This is a genomic window from Pseudomonas sp. R2-37-08W (assembly GCF_003851705.1).
In the GTDB taxonomy this organism is placed as follows: domain Bacteria; phylum Pseudomonadota; class Gammaproteobacteria; order Pseudomonadales; family Pseudomonadaceae; genus Aquipseudomonas.
In genome coordinates this window covers 2,201,619-2,225,744 of the sequence record NZ_CP027728.1, presented here as the reverse complement: position 1 = coordinate 2,225,744, position 24,126 = coordinate 2,201,619, and the positions used below count along the sequence as shown (strand labels likewise).

The window sequence follows — 24,126 nt, the reverse complement described above, 5'->3', positions numbered from 1 at the left end:
CGTAGCGGGCATCGACCGCACTGCGCGGCCAGGCGTACGCTCAGCTCCACCGCCGCGCTGGTGTTCAGGCGCGCGCGCAGACGGGGATGGCAGCGCGAGGAGTGTGGGACGGCAACTCTGCAAACAGCGTCTGGTACTCTTCGGCAAAATGGCTGAGGTGGTAGAAACCCCATTGAGCGGCGACATCACCAATCGAAAGGTGGGACGCGAGGGTACACATCAGGGTGCGGCGCACACCGTTGAGCCGGACCGAGCGCAAGTAGTTCAGCGGCGTGGTCTCGGCTACCGAGCGGAAACTGTTTTGCACGGTGCGCCGACTTACCTGCAGGCGTTGGCACAACTCGTTAACGCTGGGCACGTTGATCATTTCGGCAGTCGTCAGCCGGTGGCATTTCTCGACAATGAAGCTGCGCGTGGAACTCGGACTGCGTTGCTGCTTGTCACAGGCCGGGTCGGTAAGCAATTGCAACAACTCACCGAGCAAGGCCCGTTCCAGCCCCTGCTCGCGCACGCTGTCGAGTTCGTCATCGATCTCAGCCAGGGAAAGCATCGCGAGCAATCGAAGCCGAGCCTGGGTGAAGCGCTGGGCGGACACTCGGATCACTGGCTGGCGCAGCAACCGAGTGATCTCACTGGCCGACGCCGTCTGCGCCAGCGCCTGTTCGAACCAATCGCGTTCGAAAGTGATGGACAGCAGCTCCATGCCCATCGGCATATGGAACATGAACTCCTCGCCCCCCTGCAGAAAGAACAGGCTGCTGTCATCCACTTCGCGCCCCTGCATGCGCGTCGAACCCGGCACGCTGATCGGCACGGCGAAGCACATCTTGCCGCGCGGCGCCACACCGCGCTGCACCACCCGCTGGTTGATCTGCTCGCGGAAAACGTGGCAACGCGCAGTGGTCAGCTGCATCAGCGAACTTTCGGCCAGACCGGCGGTTAACTGGCTGTAATCCTGGTTCCACTCCTGAACGGTGGCCGCATGGACATGGATATCACGAAAATGGCTTATGTGGTGGTTTCTCATGATGTGCGAAAAGCCTCTGCCAATTTTTGTTTTTAGTTCGCATTCCTTTGCGATATTCGCACAAAGTTCAAATCCCGCGAAATTTCTTCTCAAATCCCCTTTGTCGAAAACTGCGGACGGCCGATTCATCTATTTGCCGATTCGGGCTAACGGTCAAGGACACTCCATGAGAATGATCCACACACTGAAACCGCTACCCCAGAGAGTGCGTCATGATCGAGTCCAAACTAGAATCCCTGCACTTCGCGGATGCCCCGCGAATTATTTCCAGCACCCTGCCCGGCCCCCTGACCCGCGAGGCCCTGGCGTTGTCGGCGAGCACCGAATCAATGGCGCGTGGCGGCGGCCGCATGCCTATCGCCATGGACCGCGCGTTCGGCGCGACCTTCAAGGATCCCGACGGCAACACCTTCATCGACCTGTCTGCGGGCGTAGGCGTCAGCAGCGTCGGTCGTTGCCACCCGAAAGTCGTGCAAGCCATCCGCGAACAGTCCGAAGTGCTGATGCATGCCCTGGAAATCAACAGCACCCGCCGCACCGAACTGGCCGCCAAGATGTCCGAGATCGCGCCCGACGGCCTGCGCGGCGACTGCATCACGTTCTTCACGCAAAGCGGCAGCGATGCGCTGGAAGCTGCGATCAAGTTCGCCAAACGCATTACCGGGCGCCACCAGATCCTCGCCTTCCACGGCGGCTACCACGGCGTGTGGAACGCCTCCGGCGCCCTGACCACCGGCACAGCCTACCGCAAGGGCTACGGCCCGATGATGGGCGGCGTGATTCACGCGCCCTACCCATACGCCTACCGCTTTCCCTTCGACACCAGGCAAAAAAGTGCCGAGCAAATTGCTGGCGACTATGTGGACTACCTGCTGAACAGTCCTTACACCGCCGCCGATGACGTGGCCGCGGTGATTGTGGAACCGGTGCAGGGCGAAGGCGGCTACGTGCCGCCCTCCCCCGAGTTCCTGCAACTGTTGCGCAAGGCCTGCGACCGCGCCGGCGCGTTGCTGATCGTTGACGAAGTACAGTCCGGTGCGGGCCGCACCGGCAAGATGTGGGCGGTCGAACACTCCGGTGTGAAACCCGACATGCTGACCTTCGGCAAGGGCATTGGCAGCGACTTGCCAATGGCCGGGTTGATCATGCGTTCGGACCTCGCCGCCCAGATTCCCGACGGCTCGATGCCTAATACCTTCGCCGCCAACTCGTTGTCTGCGGCCGTGGCGTTGACCAATATCAGTATCTTGCAGGACCCGGAACTCGGTCTGCTCGATCGCGCCCACACCCTGGGGCTGGAAGCGCAGGAACGTATCCGTGGGTTCAACAGCCCGTTCGTTGGCGAAGTCCGCGGCCGCGGTTTGATGATCGGTATCGAGCTGGTGGAAGACGCCGCCACCAAGACACCGCTCGAGGGCGCCAAGATTGGCCAACTCATGGGCTACCTGATGAACCATGGCGTACTGATGATCCCTTGCGGGCGCTACAGCAACGTGATGCGTGTGATGCCCTCGCTGACGATCACACGCTCGCTGTTCTTCAAGGCATTGGACATCTTTGGTGATGCGCTGGCTTCCCTCAAGGCATGAGGCGTGTCACCTCCGAACAATCACGCATGGACATCCACATGACTCAGCACCTGAACCACTTTATCCAGGGCGCGCCCTTCGAAGCCAGCGACGGCGCGCGCATCCCCCTTATCAATCCCGTGACCGAACAGGTGTACGGCAGTTGCGCAAGCGGCACCGCCGAGGATGTGGACCGGGCCGTGACAGCGGCGCGCGCCCAGCTGGAAGGTGGCGCCTGGAGCCGGCTTGACGGCGCCCAGCGCGGCCGGCTGTTATCGAAACTCGCTGACCTGGTGGAGCGCGACAGCGAATCACTGGCCGACATGGACGCCGACGCCATCGGCCGTTCACCGCTCGAACCGCGCCGGATGGACCTGCCCAACGCTATCGCCAACCTGCGCGCCGCCGCCGGCTGGGCCAACCAGCTTGAAGGACGCACCATTCCCACCGGCGGCTACTTCGGTCGCAAGACCCTCTCGTACACCGTACGCGAGCCAGTGGGAGTCGTGGGCGCCATCGTGCCGTGGAACTCACCGCTGATGATCACCGTGTGGAAGCTCGCCGCATTGCTGTCGGCGGGCTGCACCGTGGTTATCAAACCTTCGGAAGAAACCCCGCAATCGGCCCTGCATCTGGCGGCGCTGGCGCAGGAAGCGGGATTTCCTGACGGCGTGATTAACGTAGTCACCGGTTACGGTGCCCAGGTAGGCCGCGCCTTATGCGAACACCCGCATGTGGCCAAGATCAGTTTCACCGGCAGCCCCGAGGCTGGGCGTGAGATCCAGCGCACCGCGGGTGTGCTGTTCAAGCGTGTGGCACTCGAACTGGGCGGCAAAAGCCCGCAGATCGTGTTCGACGATGCGCCTTTCGATGAGGCGCTGTTCGGCTGCACCCTGGGCCTGTTCGCCAACCAGGGGCAGATCTGTGCAGCCGGCTCGCGCATCCTGGTCCAGCGCAGCCTCGCCGAGAGATTCGCTGGTGCACTGGCCGACGCCGCGCGCGCGGTCAAGGTCGGCGATCCTCGCCAGCCTGACGTGCAGATGGGGCCGGTGGCCAAGAAAGCGCAATTTGATCGCGTCAACCGTTACATCCAGCTCGGTATCGACCAAGGCGCCTCGCTGCTGGCCGGCGGCGTATCCACCCCTAACCAGGGCTGGTTCGTACGCCCAACGATTTTCGCCAATGCCCGCAATGACATGACGATCGCCCAGGACGAGATCTTCGGCCCTGTCGGCACGGTGATCACCTTCGACAGCGAAGAAGAAGCCGTGGCACTGGCTAACGACTCCGCCTACGGCCTGGCCGCCACGGTGTGGACCACCGACCTAGCGCGCGCGCACCGCGTGGCCGCAGCGGTAAAGGTCGGCGCCATCGGCGTCAACTGCTGGAGCCCGCTGGACGCCAACCTGCCGTGGGGCGGCGTCAAGGCCAGCGGCATCGGCCGCGAAGGCGGGCTGAGCGGCGCGCTGGTCTACACCGAGGAGAAAGTGATCACCGTGCTGCTGCCTGCCTGAGAGCAGTCACTGCACTTGCCATCCTCGCGGCCATGGCCGCGGAGGGTGGCATTCAATCGTGCGTTTTCAACGCCTTGATGATCAATGAAGAGACTGCGATGAACAACCAAACACAAACGGCAATCGATCGGTATCCCGTGTCCCTGCGCATCCTGCACTGGGTGCGTGCCGTCGTCATAGCCGGGCTGCTCTGGGCCGGCTGGCACATGACCGGGCTCGATGATGAAGTCGTGAGTAAATACACGCTCTACTACCCGTGGCACAAATCGTTCGGCGTGCTGGCGTTTCTGCTGGTGTTAGTACAGATCGCCTTGCGTGTTCGCACCCCCGCCCTTCCGCAGCCACCGCAAACACTGGCGGCGCATGAGCGTTTCCTCTCACGGTTTGTACAACGCTCCATGTACGTGCTGATCGTGGCCGTCCCGTTGATGGGGTACTCGATGTCAAGCACCTACACCATGAGCGACGGGGTATTCTTTTTCGGTGTGAACCTGCCGGAGCTGCTGACAAAGAATGACGATTGGTTTGTCGTGTTCCAATGGCTACACAAGGTACTGGCCTATACCTTGCTGGTGTTGATCGTGCTGCATATCGCGGGTGCGCTCAAGCACCGACTCTTCGACCGCGACCCTCGTAACAATGTGTTGCGCCGCATGCTATGAATTAATAACCTTCTCGATGCAAGCACAGGATGCGCCACCCCCCTGTAGAGCATGTAATAACAGTTGCTACCGGTCGGTGCCCTTAGATATCGGCCGAGGTGTAGCGCATAAGACATCCTCGCTGCAACTGTTCCAACTAACTTATACTTTCAAATCGGGATATAAAAACTGCGCCGGCAATATAATCAGTCAAATGGAATGACCTCACCGAGTCAACTTGAGTGAATCCGTCGCTGCAAATCAGCTATTAGCAGGTTCGCGATGTAAGAAGGTACTACGGGAGGCCCATCCATCCAGAAATGGAGGTCTACCAGTAGATGCCTACTAACTTTTCTAATCCGCAAACCAAGCTCTTCTATAGGCCCATAGAAGCGGCTCTGCGCTGGTGTAATCTTATTCATCATGAGTCTGAAATATTGAAAGCCGCTTGGCTGCAGCCAAATAACCTGCCTCAGCTGTTTTGTCGATGGCCAAGTCTTCAGGCAGCCGTAGAAAAGATCGGTGATGCTTTACGAAATGGAGAACTGCCTTATGGTTGCCTCGGCATTTCTGTTCCTTTGGGAAGCTATGTAGAGCCCTATCAGCTTACCATCCGCCATTCAGACTTACGCCGTTGGATGGAGATTCATTATCCCGACCATAAGCCCAGTTTTTTATTCGAGTCCGGTGAGGATGCACCTGCAAAGGTGAGCCTCGGAACTTTTCTCTCGTTGAAAGCAGATCGAGATGAGTTATCGAGAGCGTTCAAAGCGCAACAGCAGCTCATTCAAGAAATCTTGGGAGAACTCCAGTCGATTGGACTTGAGAGAGATGATCTCAAAGCCTTGGCCAAAACGAATGGTCAACTCAGCGAGCGCAGCGAACTGACCTATCACAACATCATTGGGGCATTGGTCAGCCTTCTCTTGGACCATTCGCCCGCCGGAAAACCTCTTTCGGTATTCACGAATCAAGCAGCCATCGTTGATGCCATTGTCGCTCGTCACAAAGATGTGCCCGGCCTCAGCAAGCGCACGCTGGATGAAAAGTTTGCCGTGGCCAATCGTAGCCTCAAAAAAAACAACTGATCCAGTCAATTGCGTTGCAATAGGCTTGATTGCAATGCAATGACTCATCCCGCCTTGTGCGATTCAATCCATGTCACTTCCCACCACGCGCCAATCGGCGCCAGGAGTGACTAGCATGTCCAACCAATCTGTCACCTCAGTTGAAGCACCTCAACCCCAACGCCACATCATGCGACGTGATGAGGTTGAACAAAAAACCGGCTTCAAACGTGCGCACATTTACAACCTGATGAAGGAAGGCAAGTTTCCGCGGGCGAAGCGTATCGGACTGCGCGCAGTTGGCTGGGACTCACTGGAAATCGAGCACTGGATTGCAGAACGCCTTTCGCAACAGGAGTGAGGGGATGCACGTGATATCGGTGGTTTCCACTAAGGGCGGGGTAGGTAAAACGACAGTAGCGGCCAATCTCGGTGGTCTGTTGGCCGATGCTGGCTTGCGCGTTCTGCTGTTGGATCTAGATAGCCAACCCACCCTATCCAGTTATTACTCATTGAGCCAAAAAGCTCATGCAGGTGCGTACGAACTCATTGCACTCAAGCTAACAATACCTGAGCGAATAATATCTAGGACTGCAGTCGTCGGTCTCGACCTGATTTTCTCCAACGACGATCAAGGTCGACTGAGCACCTTGTTGCTGCATGCCCCTGACGGACGACTACGCCTGCACAATTTGCTCAACGAGTTGTGTCTCAATTATGACCTGCTTTTGATCGATACTCAGGGAGCACGCAGTGTACTGCTGGAGATGGCCATCCTGGCCTCCGATCTCGCCCTCTCTCCCATCACGCCAGAAATGCTCGCTGCCCGCGAAATGCGCCGTGGCACCTTGAAGCTATTGAGTGAGCTCGAGCCGTTTCGCCACCTGGGCATCGACCCGCCGCCCTTACGGCTCTTACTGAACCAGGTAAACGTCAATCGAGTGGACACCCGGATGATCATCCGAAGCCTGCGCGAGACTTTCGCAGAGGCTACCAATATCTCGGTGCTAGACACCGTAATCCCGGACCGAGTGGCCTATCTCAATGCCGCCTCCCTCGGCTTACCGGTCCACCGAATAGATACACGCCCGTCGAGTAAACGTCGACGCTCGCAGTCTGCGCTAGAAATCATGCAGGCGCTGGCCATCGAATTATTTCCGGAATGGCGCGAAGCGATCTCATCGGTAATGAGGTGTGCGGAACCTCAATAAAACAAATTGCCCAATCAGCATTTCACCCAATTACTTTTGTTTGATCGACCTTGAAGCCAACAGGGCTTGGTAAGGAGTTTTCTAATGTTGGATCAGTTTCCTATCGTTGTTCAGCCTTCCATTCGACCCAGCGACGCGGCTTGCGAGGAGTACTGCACCGTGGTTTTTCGTTTGCAAGGGGGGCGCTCGGCCATGGTGTGGTTCCTCGCAGAACTCTCCCAACATTTCGAAGGTTCAGGGACTGCCGAAATCGTGAAATTCGAGGTCGGTGACCATTTGCGTAGCCGGCGTTAATCGAGGCGGTTCCGATGAAGAAGCTCAGTCAGGAGGAAATCACCGACAAGCTGCGCCAGGACCACTTCACTCAAGGTCCTGGACTGGAGCGACTGTCCGATCCAGTCATCGACACTCCCATGTTGGTCACTCTGGAACAGTTACGTCCCTACGAACACAACCCACGCTTCATACGTAACCCGCTTTATGACGATATCAAGGCATCGATCCGTGAACGCGGGCTGGATCAACCGCCACCGATTACCCGCCGGCCGGGTGAAACCTCTTTCATCATCCGCAACGGCGGTAATACGCGCTTGGCAATTCTCGGCGAGCTGTGGCAGGAAACTCGCGACGAGCGTTTCTTTCGGATCCACTGCCTGTTCCGACCTTGGAGCAATGAAATCACCGCCCTACTCGGTCATTTGGCTGAAAGCGATCTGCACGGTCAACTCACGTTCATCGAACGGGCTCTGGCGGTAGCCAAACTCAAAACCATGCTTGAGTCGGATGGCCCAGAGCTCTCACAACGGGAACTGGCTCGACGCCTTGCCGCTGGAGGCTATCCGATTTCGCAGTCGCATATCAGCCGCATGCTAGACACCCTCGAACACTTATTACCCGCCATTCCACAAACTCTGTATGCCGGGTTGGGTAAGCCCCAGATAGAGCGTCTGATCGGTCTACGTAGTCAGGCTGAACGAACCTGGAACCGTTATCCAACTGCCACAGTTGCGTTTGGAGAGTTCTGGCTGGAAACCATGGGCTACTTCGATGGTGATCCTGACTCGTTTGATCTTGAGCAGATCCAGGACGAACTGCTCGAACGCATGAGCAGCTTGCTCGGACAGTCCTACCGTATGCTGGCCCTGGAGCTGAGCGATACCCAACGGGGCGCCCGCACGCCTGGGGCTATCGTCACCACGCCTTCAGAAAGCAGTCATCCACCAAGCGAGCATGAAGCCGCGGCAGAACCGCCCTCCTCCGATGCGGAATCAAAATCAATCGAGGCCGAGAGCAGGATAGAGCCAATTTCAGAAGAACTGCTCGCAGAACCCGAAACAAATGCTTCACCTGCGGTCAGCCCTCTACCACGCGTTCAACAGATTCGTGAGCAAATCGATCGCGAGATCATTACCGAAGCGGAGTCTTCATTCGAAACCTGCACAATCGACGACCTCTGGACCATCGCACCAACGCAGGATACGCCCGAACAACTGCGTTTAAGCATTGCAGGACTGGCTCGGGAAATGGCGGCCTATGCCGGAGATGCCGAGTGCATCATTGATCAAAAGCTTGGCTTGGGCTTCGCGTTGGACATTGAGCGACTCGATCTTTCAGCGCCTCGCTCGACCGGCGTTCACCTAATGCTCCTGGCCCTGCTACGTGCTCAAGACGAGGTGAACTGGGAAGATCGCAAGCAAATACCTTCCGCACTGTTCGGGCAACTGTTGTTAGGGGTCTATCAACTCTATCTGCCAGATCGACCAGTCACGGACGTGGGGCTGGAGCGACTGCCTGACAGTCTGTTAATCAAACTGTTTCGCCTGATCCGCCTGGCTCGGCGCTTAATCGATTTAACGCTCACCGCTGAAGACAACTTACCGAAGGAGCTGCGATGAACCTGTCCTTCAATATGCTCAATCAAGCCATGCTAACCCAGGTACTACACGAACTGCGCCTGGGCAACCTGCAACGCTGCAAGGCACTTGGACTGAGTGAGGATGACATCTTCGTGCTGCAATCCTTACCGCCGACGACGCTATCGCGCCTGGCCCATGCCACTGTCCCTTGGCTTGAGGTCAAGATTGACTCACCGGTGCTCCATCGTTTGATCGAGCAAGCTGAACGCGATGAACAGAACGAACGGTTGATCAACCGAGCACTCAAGCTCGGCGCCAGCAGCACTATTATGTACCAGTGTTTTGGCTTGGCGCATTCGGAAACAGCCATGCGTCGACGTCTACTCAAGATAGAAACTCGTAAAGGCCGCCCCCAACATTTAAGCGAAGCGCAGGAGCATGCGTTGTGGCAACGTTGGTGCCAAATACGAACAGAGGACGGCACCGAGGATAAACTCGACGCCATGATGATGCTTGCCGAAGAACAGCAGATCAGCTTGACCATCGTTTGGCAGCAAATCGACCAGTACAGCAACAAAACATGAATGCTGGTCCTGCCAGTCGCTGGCAACGTGTCCTGCAGCAATGCACACAGCAGCTGCATGAGCGCTGGCCAGCACGCCCTACCACTGAACAGCCCTCCAACCAGGCTCTACAGGCTGGCTTTCTGTTTAGCGGCCAATCACACGAAGTCGTACCACGTCGGCTGCTATTGGACAATCGACTGACGCCATTGGAAAGAAATGCCTGGCAGGTATTTCGCCTCATGCTACAAGGTCAGGGCGTGGTCACGCCGCGCTATGAGGATTTGCAGCCTTACCTCTCGAGCGTGCCTTACAGTGCGTCAGCCTCGCGTGAAACCATTGCTCGTGTGTTGACGATGCTTAGGTTGACTCGCTGGCTCAGTTTGGTGAGCCGCGGTCGCGATCAAATCAGCGGGCGGCTACAAGGTTCTTTGTACGTTCTGCACGATGAACCGTTAACCCCCGCCGAAGCCATGGAGCTGGATCCGGATTATCTAGAACTGGTCGGGCATGCCCTCGGTCATGCGACGAAGGCCGTGCGGATTGTCGCTCAGCACATTGTGGAGGAGGTCCGACAGGACACGAATATCGATCAGGGTCGGTTACCGACGCGGCTGGACAGTTGGGGCGAACAGTGGGCGCAGCAAGGCTTGGATCAGCTACCCGGTGATGCATTCCACGATTCCGAACATGGGGAAGATCACCGCGTTCGGAATCGTGCAGGCCCTCGTTCGGATTCCGAATCAGGCTCGAACCCTAACGTTTCCAGCACCGTTCGGAATCCGAACGCTGTCTGTACTGTATTAAAAGAAAGTAAATGTACAGTACCGCGCGCGACCTCTACTGTGGATAACCTGCACTGGCCCAGTTCGCTGCGCCTGAACCCAAGCGAACGTCAGGCCATCGCCGTGGCGCTGAACAAGCTCAACCCAGCGGATCAGCAGGCGGTGCTTAACGAAGCGGGGGCACGCTGTGCGGCTGGTGGTATACGCAAGCCAGCTGCCTATCTGATGGGCTTGGCCCAACGTGCGCTGAAGGGCGACTTTCGTCCTTGGGCAGGTCAGGCCGAACCATCACCCATCGCAGAACCGCCCCCAACCGCCCCCTCGCGGCCATCTCGAAAAAGGGCGAACCTGCATCAGCACTCGCCCAAGCGTGCCTAAATGAGCTGCGCCAACTGCGTGGAGGCAGTGGACGTCAGTAGATTTGATGCCAGTGGCATCAAATCTATAGAGTTCCAATCTACGAAAATATCGGACCGAACCATGGAGCGTTTAGGGAAACGCCTGGGCGTAGTTCCAATAAACGTAGACGTCAGGCATTTGCCCTCTCTCACCAAACCGAACAGACCGCATTCAGCTTTTTGGCTGTCCTTGACCCTCATCTGTCGCAACGTCCCGTCCAAGCCAATGCGAGGACAACACCATGGCCGATCACTATCAACTCAATCTGGGTTCATTGCGCAGCAGCATCACCCTGACCCTGCATACCCACCATGCAGCCCGTATCTGGCAAGGTCGAGCCGCACGTGAAGGCGTCCACTCGATTATGGGGATGGCCGGCTACATCAGTGTCACCAACCTGATCAAACAGACTGCGGCCCAGGACGATCCCTATGCCGATTGGGCCATCGTGCAGCTCGAAGAAAAATTGATGCAGGCAAAGGCTGGGATGCGGGAACTGACTCAACAGTTGGACCGAATAAGACAGGACCTGCCGACACAGATCGACATGGGGGACAACCTCAACATCCACCCCGTCACTTTGCCATTGTACATCGGTAGTCAGCTGGGTTTTCTGGCGGTTTACCTGCTAACCGACTACGACACGTTGGTCCGCCATACCCTCTTGGCCCATCACACGGCTTTGATCGGCCGAAGAGACATGGAAGCCTGGATCGACGACGGTGCCCACCTGTTACGCAGCCTGTTCGGTCAGGCGCAACGTTATCGACATGCTGGCGTTACACGCGATGATATGGCCGCAAATAATGCCCGCGCCCTGGCGGCCGTGGAGAAGTATGGATTGCCCCCGATGGACATCCTTGAGGGTCATCGCCGTTCTCAATTTGCGCCGCCGATCATTCGCCGTGGTGCTGTAGCAGTGGATGACGCTGATGCGTTGGCAGAGGACGTGGACGGTCCGTCTGTGACCGTTAATGAGCCGGAGGCTGACGCATGAATCCCATGACCCCGATTCAACCAATGCCCTTCGAAGCGTTGACACCGGATGCCTATCGGCAGCTCGAACACGCTGCCTCCCTAAAAGGCCTTTTAAGACCTTTTAAGGGTAAGGGGGAGTTGGAGCACCTGGCGCAGGTGGCGAGGGAAATCGAGGCGCAATTATGTCGCCTGATGGAGGCTGTGGTGCAGCAGGCCGGACAGCCCCCTTACTCACTGCTGGATATTCGATTGGTACTGCAGAACACCAGCGCAGGCAGCTCTTTTTTGCGTTGGCGCACCCGTGACTTCGCCTGTATGGGCGTAGCGGTCTGGGAACGCCAGATCTGCAACAACGCCCTGCAGCAGGCCGTACGCGAGGGATTACACCGTTTCGAATGCGATCGCATTGCACTAAACATGCAAATGAGTGTGGTGCATTCGCTCTACCGCCAGGCTACGACCTGCGCGATCAAAATGGCCAGTGCCGAACAGTTGCTGCGCCAGTTCACACCCGCAGTGGAGAAAACACGATGAGTACTTTTTTCGTCGGCGAAGGCAATATCGGCAGTGCGCCAGATTTCCAGGAGTTCGCCTCAGGCAATGACGAGCCACGGCGTTTGCTACGGCTGAATGTGTACTTCGACAACCCCATCCCACGCGAGGGCAGCTATGAAGATCGGGGTGGCTATTGGGCGCCGGTTGAGCTCTGGCACCGTGAGGCTGAACACTGGAGCACGCTGTACCAGAAAGGCATGCGCGTATTGGTCGAAGGTCGTACGGTGCGCGATGAGTGGGAGGACAGCGAAGACAATGCGCGGGTGACCTTCAAGATCGAGGCCCGTCGAGTCGGCATCCTGCCTCACCGGGTGCACAGTGTGGTCATGCGGGAACGCTCCAGTGAAACGGCGGCCGCTCAAAATACAGAACAGGGCAGTTCACCGACGTCGAAACCCAAGAAACACAGAGGGCAATCACCTAAGGCCTGAATGACTTCACGCATAAAAATTGCGCCTTCGCGAAGTGCCTGGCCTGCCATTGCTCGCTGCTCATGAAGCCCCCCACCCAGCTACGAACGCTCCAATAAGGTAGCAGCTTCAGCCCATTCAAGGCCGCCCTCACCGACTAATATGAGGAACCTGCCATTCAGGTTTCTCATATCTCGCCCCTGCTAATTCGAACAACGCTGCTCCGAACTCAATCCGGAGTAGTTATATGCGCCTCTTCCTCTGCGAAAAACCTTCCCAGGGTCGTGACATCGCCAAGGTTCTCGGAGCCACTCGGCGTGGCGATGGTTGCCTGATCGGCGCCGAGACAACTGTCACCTGGTGTATCGGCCACCTACTGGAGACGGCCCCGCCTGAAGCCTACGGCACTCAGTACAAGAACTGGTCGTTGGATCATCTACCGATCATTCCGGCGCAGTGGCAAGTGGAGGTCAAACCCAAGACTGCCGCGCAGTTCAAAATCATCAAACGCCTGCTCAGCGAAGCCACCACCATTGTCATCGCGACCGACGCCGACCGCGAAGGTGAGATGATTGCCCGCGAATTATTGGAGCTCTGCCAGTACCAAGGCACTGTTCAGCGCCTCTGGCTGTCCGCACTCAACGAAGCATCGATTCGCAGGGCACTGACCTCGCTGAAGTCTGGTCAGGAGACCTTCCCGCTCTATCACTCGGCCCTCGCCCGCAGCCGTGCCGACTGGCTGATCGGCATGAACCTCAGTCGTTTGTTTACCCTTCTTGGTCGGCGGGCAGGCTACGACGGAGTTTTGTCAGTGGGGCGCGTCCAGACACCCACCTTACGTCTGGTGGTCGATCGGGATCGTGCGATTGCCGGCTTCGTCCCGGTGCCTTACTGGAACGTTGAGGTACACCTATCGTCGATGGGCCAGCGATTCATCGCGTCGTGGTTACCGCCATGCTCAGGACGGGACGAGTCGGGGCGTTGCCTACAACAAGTGCTTGCCCATCACGCGGTCCAAACAATCACCGACGAGAAGTCCGCCTCGGTACTCTCGTTACATACTGAGCATTTCCGAGAACAGCCGCCCCTGCCCTTCGACCTAAGCACGTTGCAGGAAGTCTGCTCGCGTAAGCTGGGGCTAGGCGTCCAGGAAACCCTGAACATCGCCCAAGCCCTGTATGAAACCCACAAAGCCACCACCTACCCGCGCAGCGATTGCCGCTATTTGCCAGAGAATATGTTCAACGAGGCTCCCGCGGTACTCGACGCCCTGCTCAAAACGGATCCTGCACTCAGACCTGCATTCGAGGACCTCGATCAATCATTGCGCTCCCGCGCATGGAACAATGCCAAGGTCACTGCGCACCACGGCATTATCCCCACCACCGAACCGGCAAACCTGGTGCGGATGTCCGAACAAGAACGCCATGTCTACGAACTGATCCGTAGCCACTATCTAGCGCAGTTTCTTCCGCATCATGAGTTTGATCGGACCCAGGTCGAACTGGCGTGTGGCGAAGAACGATTGACCGCTGTGGGCAAACTGATCTTGGTCCAGGGCTGGAAAAGCTTGCTCTCCGAAAACACCGAGGAGGATGAGCCCAGTCACAAATCCCAAGTCTTACCCATCTTGCAACAAGGCACGCAGTGCGCAGTGGACAATGTCGAACTCAAATCCATGCGAACTGCCGCTCCTAAACCTCTCACCGAGGGTGATCTGGTCAAGGCGATGAAAAACGTCGCCAAGCTTGTCAACGACCCACGCCTGAAACAGAAACTTCGGGACACCACCGGTATCGGAACCGAAGCCACACGAGCCGGCATTATCAAAGGGTTAATTGATCGCGGTTATTTGCTGAAGAAAAAACGCGCGTTAATAGCTACGGCAGCGGCCCATACCCTGATCGAGGCGGTACCCGCTGCAGTTGCGGATCCTGGCATGACCGCGATCTGGGAGCAGGCGCTTGACGAAATCGAAGCGGGACGCCTGACCTTGGAGGCGTTCGTCGCAAAGCAGGCCAACTGGATTGCTAAGTTGGTCGAACACTGTGGAGCGCTCAACTTGTCGATACCGGTCGAAGCCGGCCCGGCCTGCCCCATTTGCAATGCCTCAATGATCAAGCGGAAGGGCAAATCTGGGCCGTTCTGGTCATGCTCTCAGTATCCGAACTGCAAGGGCACTACGCAGTTCAGAAAAGAGACGCGCCGCCCATGACAGTTCGATGAGATCAACATGAAGTTAGGGTGGTGCACAGCTCAGTGCATCATCAGCGGCGCCTGATCCTGCTCCAAGTCGATCAAAGGTTGTCCGACCTCACGGGCCAAAGCGATGCCTGTCGAAATCCATATCTGCCCCAGTTCGTTGAAGGCTTTTAGGTGGGCAGGATCTTCGTTGAGCCAATGAACAAGGCGTTCGAAGTATTCGGGATTATCCGGGCAATCATGAATCTTGATGAACAGCTCCAGTGTTCGATCCCAAATCAGATCCATGACGTCCTTTCTCTCATCTTCCATGTTCAACCATCCCTCAACATGGTCCCTTCAGACCGTCGCTCTTACTAATCACTCTGGACTCTGATCCCTGGAGGGACAGAAACCACGTCGCGATACTCAGCTGTTTCAGTCACTATAACAACCCAATGAGTCGATACTCAACCCTTAAGGATGTTCATGTCAACGGGTCTTTGCTCAACCATTCGGGTTGAACTGGAGAACTCATCACTTGGCACATAAACATCCAACCCAAGCCCAAATCGGGCGCATGATCGCGAAGCACCGCAGCGAGCGTAATTTGACTCAGGAAGAGGTGGCTGAACGTTTAGGGATCGGTAGTGAAGCCATCTCGCGCCTGGAACGGGGTGTAGTGGAGCTTTCCGTGGTCAAACTGATGCAACTGGCGGACATTTTCGATTGCCGGATGGATGAACTGCTGACGGAGTCGAGCAATCGCCCCAATGACCAAGGCCAGATGATCGCGGGGCTGCTGAGTGGACTGAAAGAAAGCGACCGTGCCTTTATCTTGGCAACCGTCGAACAATTAGCCGCACATCTCGGCAGTAAGTAACCTCTTTCATCGTGCTCAACGTGGCGTCTTATGAAGGGGGCCTGTAGGCTTGACGTCGTGTTGACCTCTCTGCTGTAGTAGCTTCGGATAACCGCCAACGGCGACCCAAGACCGATTAGCTCCGCGCGGTTCGGTCAAACTCTTCGAGTTCGGAGCCTCCTATTCTGCGGAATTTAATTCCCGTTTTTGCTCGACATGATTGTGGTGGCGGATGACCACTGTTGCCTCTACCCGGCAGTAGTGGTCATCCGCTTCGGCGATCGTATTCAGTCCCGGAGCCCACCGGGGAAACACAGGGCACCCTTTGTGCGCGGATGCGTGCCAGCATATTCCGACCCAGGCCACGACAAGGGTCGGTTGGCGAATCATTGCGCAGTTCAACCAAGTTTTGCGAGGAGCTTGTCGACTGCGTAAGACCGTCAAAGGTGGTTTTTCTCTTCCTCGCCTGGCACACCGCCAGGCCCACTCTTCTTTTTTTTCATTTTCTTAATTCCAGTGACTACCACCGTATTCCGGCCTTAAAAAATCGGGTTGTAGCGTCTTGACGCTCCCCGGTGACAGGCTTATACAAAGGGCGTGGTTCGCTGTCGTTGACAGCCCAGCCCAGGTAGCCAAAACCTTCAAGGCTACGCCACGTTCGTGGTGGTTTACCCAAGTGCGATCAGCGTTCGGAAGCTCGCGCGGTTGCCGCTTAAGCGGTGATGAATGCCGACTACTCCATGCCTGCGGGTTACCACTGCAGACTCTCCTCTGCTGCACAGCTACTCACCCAGAAGCTTCATTCTGATGGTCATCGGCTTGCCGGTGGCGAGTCGTTCATCGCTCGACTTCATCTTACCCACCCTGACGGGGGCTCACTTTCCCGTCAGGGGCTGTGCGTCGCCGTTTTCCCTTGAAACAGGAGAACCACCATGGCCTACGCCAACCAATCCCAAGAAGCGACCTCTTACTTCAACCTGCACACCGCCGGTATCGGCTACCTCAACCGTGTTCGTGAAGTACAGGTCCGCCGCGGTCAGCCATTCATGGCCTGCGATATCGCAGCCTTGCATGGTGCCTCCGATGCAGTGGAGTACACCCGCTTTGATTGCAAAGTCGCTGGTGGCGAAGCTGACCGCTTGATTCGTCTCTATATGGACGCCGTCAAAGCCGAGAAAAAGGTCTTGCTGTCGTTCCGTATTGGTGACCTGTGGATCGACCCATTTCTCTATGAGAAAGGCGATAAACAAGGCCAACCTGGCGCCAGCCTGAAAGGTCGTTTGCTGTTCATCGACTGGATCAAGGTCAATGGCAAGTTCGAATACAAAGCGCCCGCCAGGCAGGAAGCAACAGCACCTGCTGAGCAAGCGCCAAACAGTGAGTCATCCCCAGCGTCGGCTGATGTCGAAGCTGAGAATATCGGCAAACCAACAGAGTTCAGGACTAAACCAGTATCTGCACCCACTCCCCGCACGGCCCGCCGTGTCGCCACACGTACTGTTCAGCCCGCCTGAACAATCCACGATGTTTAAATCAAGGCGCTCGATCGAGCGCCTTTTCTTCAATCAGCACAGGAGAACCAACATGGAATCCTTCTGGCTTTGCGACGACTGCCTATTCGCTGCGGCTTACGAGGACTACAGCACGTTATCGCTCTACTACACGACGGATGAGATCGAGAAACGCATTGCCGGTCTCCATCGTGGCCTGGTTCGACTAATGCCCATCAGTGCCGACTTCGATCCCGAAACCGGCTGGGGCATAAGAGCCTTTTCTCCGTTGCCTTGCGACAGTTGTGGTTCACCTATGCTCGGTCAACGCCACCGATACACTCGGCTGTAAACCCTGCATCACCTGCAAACGCCTGCAACTCCATACCCACACTGGGGATACCACTCCCCTTGGGCGTGTACCCCTGATTATTCCCTTCGGAGGTAGCGCCATGAGCCCCCAACTCACACTGATTGAGACCTCGGATTTCGAGGCTGATCGCATTGTCCAAGAAAACGAGCTGATCGACGAAGCGCTGCATATTCTGGATCGTCGACTGTTCAACCGCGGTCCTAACCTGAGCGCTCCTGATACCGTAGCGGCTTACCTAAAATTGCACCTTGCGCAGCAAGAGCATGAAGTCTTTGGTGTGATCTTTCTCGATGCCAGACACCGCGTGCTGGCATTCGAAATCCTCTTTCACGGCAGCATTGATGGCGCCAGCGTTTACCCCCGCCAAGTCGTTAAGCGTTCCCTCGCGCATAACGCTGCGGCCGCCATTTTTGTTCACAACCACCCCTCAGGGTGTACGGAACCCAGCCAGGCGGATCGCGTCTTGACCGCTCGGTTGAAAGAGGCATTGGCCTTGATCGACGTGTGCGTACTGGATCACTTCATCGTGGGTGAAGGTCGTGCGCTCTCCCTTGCCGAATACGGCTGGCTTTAACCCTCACAGGCGCCTACGGGCGCCTTGTTCATTTCAATTCTGGAGAACCCTCATGAACCAAACCCTAGCCCTGCTCCCAGCTTCAAACCCGTTTGCTCGCGGTTACGACAACTTGCATATCGAACGGCTGCTACTGATCACCTACGAAAACAACTACCCTCCCTGCTTTCGCCCCCTGCACTACTCACAGGTCCATTTCCCCGACGATGAACTGCAGCTGTTCCCCTGCATCTTCAATGAAGATTTCGCCTTGATCAGCGAAGGTCAATCCATTCCGGATGAGTTGGATGAACGCTGTCAGTCCACCGGGCTGGTGCGCCAAGTGATCTATGCCGTGATGGGCGAAATGCTCAACGAGCGGCATCATGTCGGCGATCTGTACTCCCGGGAAGATGCCCAAGCCGTGATCCGTCGCTTGAGCTTCGAGACAGGACACTACAGTCGAATCTGGGAGATCAGTACCACACACCTCACTGAAGAAGCATTGCGTTACTTGGAGCGCCGGACTGGCAATTTCGACTCCAGACCATCCGGTCTGCTGTTCGAACCCTTTGCCCTGAAGGACTGCAATGGCGTCGGGTGTAAGCTGATCGGCACGCCCTGGACCGACGATAACCTGGTCAAAATCGAGCGTTGTTCTTACTCATCGCTGAGGCAAGAGCAACTCGATGCCGGTACGCCGGCAGCCTTGGTCAACGTACTGTATCTGGCGGCATTGGCGGATGTGCGCTTGTTGATTTTCGACCCCGACGCTGCCGTCTTGGACACGCTCGCCATTTTTGATGAATAGCTACGCGTTCAGCGTTAACACGACCCGCCTTGAATCGACTTTCTCACTGAATCGCTCCTTCACCTCATGTCAGGTTCTGCACTGAATCTGACATGAGGTTTTTTTCATGGAGCGTTTTTTTACGCCTGTCTGTCTGCTGGGTTTTTTGAGTGCCTGCAGCGCGCAAATCCCCACCCTATTGCCGACTAATCCAAAGATCGACAGTGGCTCCAATTGGACCCAGTTATCAAGGGGCGCGACCGAAGCAAGCCATCCGGCGGAAATCCGTTATGGTCGCTATACGCTGGTGAGCACAGAGCCCACCACGGAGCAACGTGATCTTCTCGCTCAAATCATTGATGTGAACATACCGTCCAACCTTAATCCCTCGGTACAGGAGGCGATGCACTACGTGCTGCAGCGCTCGGGTTATTCGCTCTGCCCTGCCACCGAACCAGTAAAGACCCTTTTCACTCGGCCTCTGCCAGCAGCCCATTACCGGCTCGGCCCGATTCCGTTACGCAGCGCACTACAGGTATTGGCTGGCTCCGCCTGGCAACTCACGACCGATGAGGTCAGCCGTTCGGTCTGCTTCGAACAGCAGAAAGCTGATGTCAGCATTGTGCGGGCTAAACCAGACTCGTCCCATCAGACGGAGGCACGGCCATGAAAGCCTCGACGTTTCAAACCATCATTGTTGGCTTACTTTGCCTCGCGGCCTCCGGGCTGAGTGGTGGTTTGTATAACCAGTATCAACGCGTGACCGAGCTGGGAAATGCGAACGCCCAACACCTACAGATCCTGCAAACCTTGCAACGTGATTCGAGCGATCTCAAAGACGCGCAGGAGAAGCTGCAGCATGCACTGAAAGACCTGAAGCAGATGGTAGATTCCGGTGAACAACAGGCCAACACACTCGACCCGATGTTGGATCAATGGGCACAAGAGATACAGGAGCTACGCGACGGTCTGGCAGACCGAGCCACCACAGCCGACATGAACGCGCTACGCGCACGACTTGAGCACGTCGAGCAGCAACTCCTGGACCTCAAGCCACAGCCAACACTTCCACCACCGACATCTTCCCCGGCCAAACCGAAGAAAACCTCTCGCCCCAAGTCTGCCCTGCTCCCGCCGACATTCTCAGTGTTGAGTGTCGAGTCGCGTGGTGGCGAGCGCTTTCTGGCGGTCGCGCCTCCTGATAGTCGCTCGCTCAACGATATCCGGTTGCTGCACAACGGCGAGCAGCTTGGCACATGGCGACTGAAAGTGCTGGGGCCGAAGGCGGCCATCTTCGCAGTGGCTGCTCAGCCAGACCAGACAGTGCAACTCCCTTGAGAAGCGATCATGAATAGAGCCCCACTATTCCCCATCGTCTGTCTCGCTTCGCTACTGGCCATAGGCGCTGCGATGGGCAACCCCGTCACGACACCGTCAAGGAACCAGGACACGCAGGTCACGCCCTTGGGGCGCTCTGACTCTGAACAGGCGGCGAGTTGGGGCCTGACCGAGCAGGAATGGACACGCTTCGAACAGATCCAAGCCGGCCCACGCGGTTTCTGGAGCCCGAACCTCGATCCGTTGACCGCCCTCGGGGTTGAGGCCAAGACCGACCAAGAGCGCCAGCGATATGCCGAATTACAGGTAGCACTGGAGGCCAAACGCGCCGAGCGTGAATTGGCCTACCAAAACGCTTACACAGCGGCCTGGGCCAAGCTGTTTCCGGGGCTATTGCCGGTTCAGGGTATGGCATCCCCACCCTCTGCTAGCTCACCGGTAGAGCCGCGCCGAGCTCTGTTTGTCGAAGACCACTGCTCTGCGTGCACCGCCGAAGCGCAGCGTCTGCAAAGTAGTGATACGGCGTTCGATATCTACCTGGTGGGCAGCCAAGGCGAGGATGAACGCGTCCGCAGCTGGGCTCGGCAAGCGGACATCGATCCGGCCAAGGTTCAACGCCGGCAGATCACCCTGAACCATGACCGTGGTCGCTGGTTCAGCCTGGGCGCCCCAAGACCATTACCCGTCACATTTCAACAGGTGAATGGACAATGGCAACGTCTCGATTGATTGCTCTTGCGCTCCTGCTGACGGTGCACGCGGTTCAGGCTAACGAACTTCCGCCTCCGGCTTATCAACTGGCGGCGCATGACGCCAACATCCCTTCTACGGTGTTGTTCGCAATTGCCTTACAGGAGAGCGGTATTCGCGCCCGTGGTCGACTGCTGCCGTGGCCTTGGACCCTGAATATCGCCGGAACACCCTACCGTTTCGCCACTCGCCAGGCCGCATGCCACGCCTTGCTCCAGGCGCTCACACAATATGACGCTAAGCGGGTCGACGCCGGACTAGGGCAAACCAACCTGGGTTATCACGGACAACGCTTTTCCAGTCCCTGCGAAGCTCTCGAACCCTACCGCAATCTGGCTGTGACTGCCGCCCTGCTGCAAGAGCATCACGCCGTCACCGGTGATTGGGTTTCAGCCGCTGGGCGTTATCACCGCCCTGCGGGAGGTTTACCCGCCGCGCGTTACCGCGATGGATTCTCCCGGCAACTCGCACGGCTACAGGCTTCCGCTGAACAAGGCACACCACAATGAAACGAATTCCTATTACCTATTATTTCTCCCTGCTCTTGGCTGCTTTCGCCCAGTCGAAACAATCCGTTGCAGAGGACCAGTTTGGCGGCTTCACCCGTCCCCATTTTCAAGTTGCCAGGCCGCCCATGAACAACAATCTCCAGCCTGGTCGGGCCATGCATGCGGACTTGTCCACGTTTGCCGATGAAACCTGGATATTACCCGTTCGCAGCTCTCACTTGAGCCCCGGACAAATCAAGTCTCGCGCCCTAAACATGCCAGGCTTACGGCCATTTTTCCTGGTGGGTGAGGATACCCACTCACTGGCTTGGTTGCGTCAACGCGCGCCTGAACTGCAGGAAATGGGAGCAGCCGGTCTAGCGGTTGAAGTAACCGATACCGAAGCTTTGGCCCGGATTCGAGCCGCCGCCCCGGGCATCGCCATCCTGCCGGTCAACGGTAACGACATCGCCACCCGCTTGCAGATCGAGCACTACCCCGTCTTGATCACCGCCAACTCACTGGAACAGTGAGTCCAGGTCATGGCCGAGCATGCGATGGAGTCCAAGCTCCGGCCGGCGGTGGAGTTGTACACCGTAGCGATCTGCATCGCCGCCGCGGTGTTGTGCGTGTACTCGCCGTGGGCTGTGGCCCTGTCACCCGAGATCGGGCTGGTTGCTGCGCTGGCCTATGCCCTGTTTGGTCTGATCCGCCTGCGACAAGCCTGGGAGGTACTGCGCTATCGGCGCAATATTCGCAGACTGCCCCGCTACGAACTGACTAGTGGGGAAATCCCGGTCAGCCGCAAGCGTCTGTTTATGGGCCGAGGATTTCGCTGGACGCGCCTGCACACCCAGCGCTTGGTCGAGGCTCAAGATCCGGCGGTCGCCCACTATGTCGACCAACCAACCGATTACCGTCTGGCCCGTGGACTCGAACAGCGCTTGGAGCATGCACCGTTTCCGCTCTCGACATTGGCCCGTGTCACCGCCTGGGACAGTGCCTTCAATCCGTTGCGCCCTTTACCCCCGGTAGGTGGCTCGCCGCTGCTGCATGGAGTCGAGCCCAATGAAACGGAAGTCAGTCTGCCACTGGGCGAACGGGTCGGTCACACGCTGGTGCTGGGCACGACCCGCGTCGGTAAGACGCGACTCGCCGAGGTGTACATCACCCAGGACATTCACCGCATTGAACATGAGGTAGTGATTGTCTTCGACCCGAAGGGCGATGCCGACTTGCTCAAGCGCATGTACGTCGAAGCCAAACGTGCCGGTCGGGAGAAAGAGTTTTATGTCTTCCATCTGGGCTGGCCAGAAATCTCCGCCCGCTACAACGCGGTGGGACGTTTCGGACGTATTTCTGAGGTGGCATCTCGCATTGCTGGGCAGCTCAGTGGTGAAGGTAACTCCGCGGCTTTCCGTGAGTTCGCATGGCGTTTCGTCAATATCATTGCCCGGGCTTTGATCGAATTGGGCCGGCGTCCGGACTACCTGCAGATCCAGCGGCATGTTGTCAACATCGATGCGCTGTTCATCGAATACGCTCAGCAATTTTTCGCCAAGACCGACCCGAAGGCGTGGGAAGTGATCGTCCAGCTCGAAGGCAAGCTCACCGAGAAGAACATTCCCCGGCATATGATCGGACGCGAAAAGCGGGTGGTGGCCATCGAGCAATACCTGGCGGTGAAGCGTGTATTTGATCCGGTAATGGACGGACTGCGTTCAGCGGTGCGCTACGACCGCACTTACTTCGACAAAATCGTGGCCTCGCTACTGCCGCTGCTAGAGAAACTCACCACCGGCAAGACCGCTCAGTTACTGGCTCCCAACTACACCGACCTGGATGACCCGCGGCCGATCTTCGACTGGATGCAGATCATCCGAAAACGCGGCATCGTCTACGTTGGCCTGGATGCGCTGACTGATGCCGAAGTGGCCGCCGCCGTGGGCAATTCAATGTTCGCCGACTTGGTCTCGGTCGCGGGACATATCTACAAGCATGGCATTGACCATGGGCTGCCTCAATCTGGCAACGCTGGTGACAAACTGCCAATCAACCTGCATGCCGATGAGTTCAACGAGTTGATGGGCGATGAGTTCATTCCGCTGATCAACAAAGGGGGCGGTGCCGGTATCCAGGTAACCGCCTACACCCAAACCCTCAGTGATATCGAAGCACGTATAGGCAACCGCGCCAAGGCCGGCCAGGTGGTGGGCAATTTCAACACCCTACAGATGCTGCGGGTGCGCGAAACCGCAACCGCGGAACTGCTCACCCAGCAGTTGCCCAAGGTTAATGTGCTGACCAAGACCCTGGTCTCGGGCACGACCGACACCTCCGATCCGGAGGCCAACACGGACTTCACCTCGTCCTCACAGGACCGTGTCAGCAGCACCAGCGTGCCGCTGATCGAGCCTGCTCATATCGTCAGTTTGCCCAAGGGGCAAATGTTCTCCTTCCAGGCCGGGGGCCAGCTATGGAAAGTTCGTATGCCGTTACCGAAACCTTCTAACGACGACGCCATGCCCAAGGACCTGCAGGAGCTCACTCAGATGATGCGGGCGGCTTACAACGAGCAGGCGGGTCAATGGTGGAGTACGGGTGGCGGTGGACCAACTACAAACTTCAATCTGGATCAGGTCGGATAGCCCAACCTAGTTGTTCGATTTAACAGCAAATGGTTCAGATAGAGTCGTGCCCACATCAACGCGGCAACACACAATGGAG

General features: G+C 57.3%; 25 protein-coding genes and 2 pseudogenes. 25 read left to right on the top strand and 2 right to left on the bottom strand.

What is annotated here, in order from left to right; genetic code table 11:
• Window positions 1–64: 64 nt before the first annotated feature.
• Window positions 65–1,027 (bottom strand): helix-turn-helix domain-containing protein, encoded by a 963-nt coding sequence (locus C4J93_RS10440; protein ID WP_124362220.1) that lies wholly within the window; start codon window positions 1,025–1,027, stop codon window positions 65–67.
• A gap of 212 nt (window positions 1,028–1,239) precedes the next feature.
• On the opposite strand from C4J93_RS10440, the gene C4J93_RS10435 reads away from it, so the two are divergent.
• From C4J93_RS10435 to C4J93_RS10370, 14 genes and pseudogenes are all read left to right on the top strand, one after another.
• A complete protein-coding gene (locus C4J93_RS10435) occupies window positions 1,240–2,616 on the top strand; it encodes an aspartate aminotransferase family protein (protein WP_124362219.1) in 1,377 nt (458 codons plus the stop codon).
• A 38-nt stretch (window positions 2,617–2,654) separates the two neighbouring features.
• Window positions 2,655–4,109 carry an aldehyde dehydrogenase gene (locus C4J93_RS10430; protein ID WP_124362218.1) on the top strand — a complete coding sequence of 485 codons (1,455 nt, stop codon included), beginning with the start codon at window positions 2,655–2,657 and terminating at the stop codon, window positions 4,107–4,109.
• A 98-nt stretch (window positions 4,110–4,207) separates the two neighbouring features.
• The gene (locus C4J93_RS10425) at window positions 4,208–4,771 is read left to right on the top strand and encodes a cytochrome b (RefSeq protein WP_124362217.1); all 564 of its coding nucleotides are present in this window, start codon (window positions 4,208–4,210) and stop codon (window positions 4,769–4,771) included.
• Between the two features lie 317 nt (window positions 4,772–5,088).
• Window positions 5,089–5,838 (top strand): hypothetical protein, encoded by a 750-nt coding sequence (locus tag C4J93_RS10420; protein WP_124362216.1) that lies wholly within the window; start codon window positions 5,089–5,091, stop codon window positions 5,836–5,838.
• Window positions 5,839–5,953: 115 nt separating this feature from the next.
• Entirely contained in the window at window positions 5,954–6,178 is a 225-nt protein-coding gene (locus tag C4J93_RS10415) for an AlpA family transcriptional regulator (protein ID WP_124362215.1), read from the top strand.
• Between the two features lie 4 nt (window positions 6,179–6,182).
• A complete protein-coding gene (locus C4J93_RS10410; protein ID WP_124362214.1) occupies window positions 6,183–7,028 on the top strand; it encodes a ParA family protein in 846 nt (281 codons plus the stop codon).
• Window positions 7,029–7,112: 84 nt separating this feature from the next.
• Window positions 7,113–7,322 carry a hypothetical protein gene (locus tag C4J93_RS27560; RefSeq protein ID WP_124362213.1) on the top strand — a complete coding sequence of 70 codons (210 nt, stop codon included), beginning with the start codon at window positions 7,113–7,115 and terminating at the stop codon, window positions 7,320–7,322.
• A gap of 14 nt (window positions 7,323–7,336) precedes the next feature.
• Window positions 7,337–8,923: a ParB family protein gene (locus C4J93_RS10400; RefSeq protein ID WP_124429280.1), complete on the top strand. Its 1,587-nt coding sequence runs from the start codon at window positions 7,337–7,339 to the stop codon at window positions 8,921–8,923.
• Window positions 8,920–9,468 (top strand): DUF2857 domain-containing protein, encoded by a 549-nt coding sequence (locus C4J93_RS10395; RefSeq protein ID WP_017530160.1) that lies wholly within the window; start codon window positions 8,920–8,922, stop codon window positions 9,466–9,468. Before C4J93_RS10400 ends, C4J93_RS10395 begins: the two co-directional genes overlap by 4 nt.
• A pseudogene (locus C4J93_RS10390) lies at window positions 9,465–10,651 on the top strand (STY4528 family pathogenicity island replication protein). Before C4J93_RS10395 ends, C4J93_RS10390 begins: the two are co-directional and overlap by 4 nt.
• 221 nt (window positions 10,652–10,872) lie before the next feature.
• Window positions 10,873–11,628: a PFL_4669 family integrating conjugative element protein gene (locus C4J93_RS10385; protein WP_124429279.1), complete on the top strand. Its 756-nt coding sequence runs from the start codon at window positions 10,873–10,875 to the stop codon at window positions 11,626–11,628.
• Window positions 11,625–12,143, top strand: a complete 519-nt coding sequence (locus C4J93_RS10380; protein WP_124429278.1) for a DUF3158 family protein — start codon at window positions 11,625–11,627, stop codon at window positions 12,141–12,143. Before C4J93_RS10385 ends, C4J93_RS10380 begins: the two co-directional genes overlap by 4 nt.
• Entirely contained in the window at window positions 12,140–12,595 is a 456-nt protein-coding gene (locus tag C4J93_RS10375) for a single-stranded DNA-binding protein (RefSeq protein ID WP_124429277.1), read from the top strand. The genes C4J93_RS10380 and C4J93_RS10375 overlap by 4 nt, the downstream gene beginning before the upstream one ends.
• A 226-nt stretch (window positions 12,596–12,821) precedes the next feature.
• Complete coding sequence (locus tag C4J93_RS10370) at window positions 12,822–14,789, top strand: DNA topoisomerase III (RefSeq protein WP_124429276.1); 1,968 nt, start codon at window positions 12,822–12,824, stop codon at window positions 14,787–14,789.
• 41 nt (window positions 14,790–14,830) lie between these two features.
• Here C4J93_RS10370 and C4J93_RS10365 read toward each other — a convergent pair whose 3' ends face one another.
• Window positions 14,831–15,088, bottom strand: a complete 258-nt coding sequence (locus tag C4J93_RS10365) for a hypothetical protein (RefSeq protein WP_093122749.1) — start codon at window positions 15,086–15,088, stop codon at window positions 14,831–14,833.
• Between the two features lie 208 nt (window positions 15,089–15,296).
• Here C4J93_RS10365 and C4J93_RS10360 point away from each other — a divergent pair, with 208 nt between their 5' ends.
• The 11 genes and pseudogenes from C4J93_RS10360 (at window position 15,297) to traD (ending at window position 24,047) form a co-directional block, all read left to right on the top strand.
• Window positions 15,297–15,638 (top strand): helix-turn-helix domain-containing protein, encoded by a 342-nt coding sequence (locus C4J93_RS10360; RefSeq protein WP_093122754.1) that lies wholly within the window; start codon window positions 15,297–15,299, stop codon window positions 15,636–15,638.
• Between the two features lie 911 nt (window positions 15,639–16,549).
• Window positions 16,550–17,131 (top strand): STY4534 family ICE replication protein, encoded by a 582-nt coding sequence (locus C4J93_RS10355; RefSeq protein ID WP_124429275.1) that lies wholly within the window; start codon window positions 16,550–16,552, stop codon window positions 17,129–17,131.
• A 70-nt stretch (window positions 17,132–17,201) separates the two neighbouring features.
• Complete coding sequence (locus C4J93_RS10350) at window positions 17,202–17,459, top strand: hypothetical protein (RefSeq protein ID WP_124429274.1); 258 nt, start codon at window positions 17,202–17,204, stop codon at window positions 17,457–17,459.
• Between the two features lie 244 nt (window positions 17,460–17,703).
• Window positions 17,704–18,054, top strand: a pseudogene (locus C4J93_RS10345) (JAB domain-containing protein); the annotation flags it as partial.
• A 52-nt stretch (window positions 18,055–18,106) separates the two neighbouring features.
• The gene (locus C4J93_RS10340; RefSeq protein ID WP_124429272.1) at window positions 18,107–18,844 is read left to right on the top strand and encodes an ABC transporter substrate-binding protein; all 738 of its coding nucleotides are present in this window, start codon (window positions 18,107–18,109) and stop codon (window positions 18,842–18,844) included.
• A 106-nt stretch (window positions 18,845–18,950) separates the two neighbouring features.
• Entirely contained in the window at window positions 18,951–19,493 is a 543-nt protein-coding gene (locus C4J93_RS10335; RefSeq protein ID WP_124429271.1) for a PilL N-terminal domain-containing protein, read from the top strand.
• Window positions 19,490–20,161 carry a chemotaxis protein gene (locus tag C4J93_RS10330; RefSeq protein ID WP_124429270.1) on the top strand — a complete coding sequence of 224 codons (672 nt, stop codon included), beginning with the start codon at window positions 19,490–19,492 and terminating at the stop codon, window positions 20,159–20,161. Before C4J93_RS10335 ends, C4J93_RS10330 begins: the two co-directional genes overlap by 4 nt.
• Before the next feature lie 9 nt (window positions 20,162–20,170).
• Window positions 20,171–20,890, top strand: a complete 720-nt coding sequence (locus tag C4J93_RS10325; RefSeq protein ID WP_124429269.1) for a TIGR03759 family integrating conjugative element protein — start codon at window positions 20,171–20,173, stop codon at window positions 20,888–20,890.
• Entirely contained in the window at window positions 20,872–21,420 is a 549-nt protein-coding gene (locus C4J93_RS10320; RefSeq protein ID WP_124429268.1) for a lytic transglycosylase, read from the top strand. The genes C4J93_RS10325 and C4J93_RS10320 overlap by 19 nt, the downstream gene beginning before the upstream one ends.
• The gene (locus tag C4J93_RS10315) at window positions 21,417–21,932 is read left to right on the top strand and encodes an integrating conjugative element protein (RefSeq protein ID WP_124429267.1); all 516 of its coding nucleotides are present in this window, start codon (window positions 21,417–21,419) and stop codon (window positions 21,930–21,932) included. The genes C4J93_RS10320 and C4J93_RS10315 overlap by 4 nt, the downstream gene beginning before the upstream one ends.
• 9 nt (window positions 21,933–21,941) lie before the next feature.
• A complete protein-coding gene (gene traD, locus C4J93_RS10310; RefSeq protein ID WP_124429266.1) occupies window positions 21,942–24,047 on the top strand; it encodes a type IV conjugative transfer system coupling protein TraD in 2,106 nt (701 codons plus the stop codon).
• Window positions 24,048–24,126 lie beyond the last annotated feature (79 nt).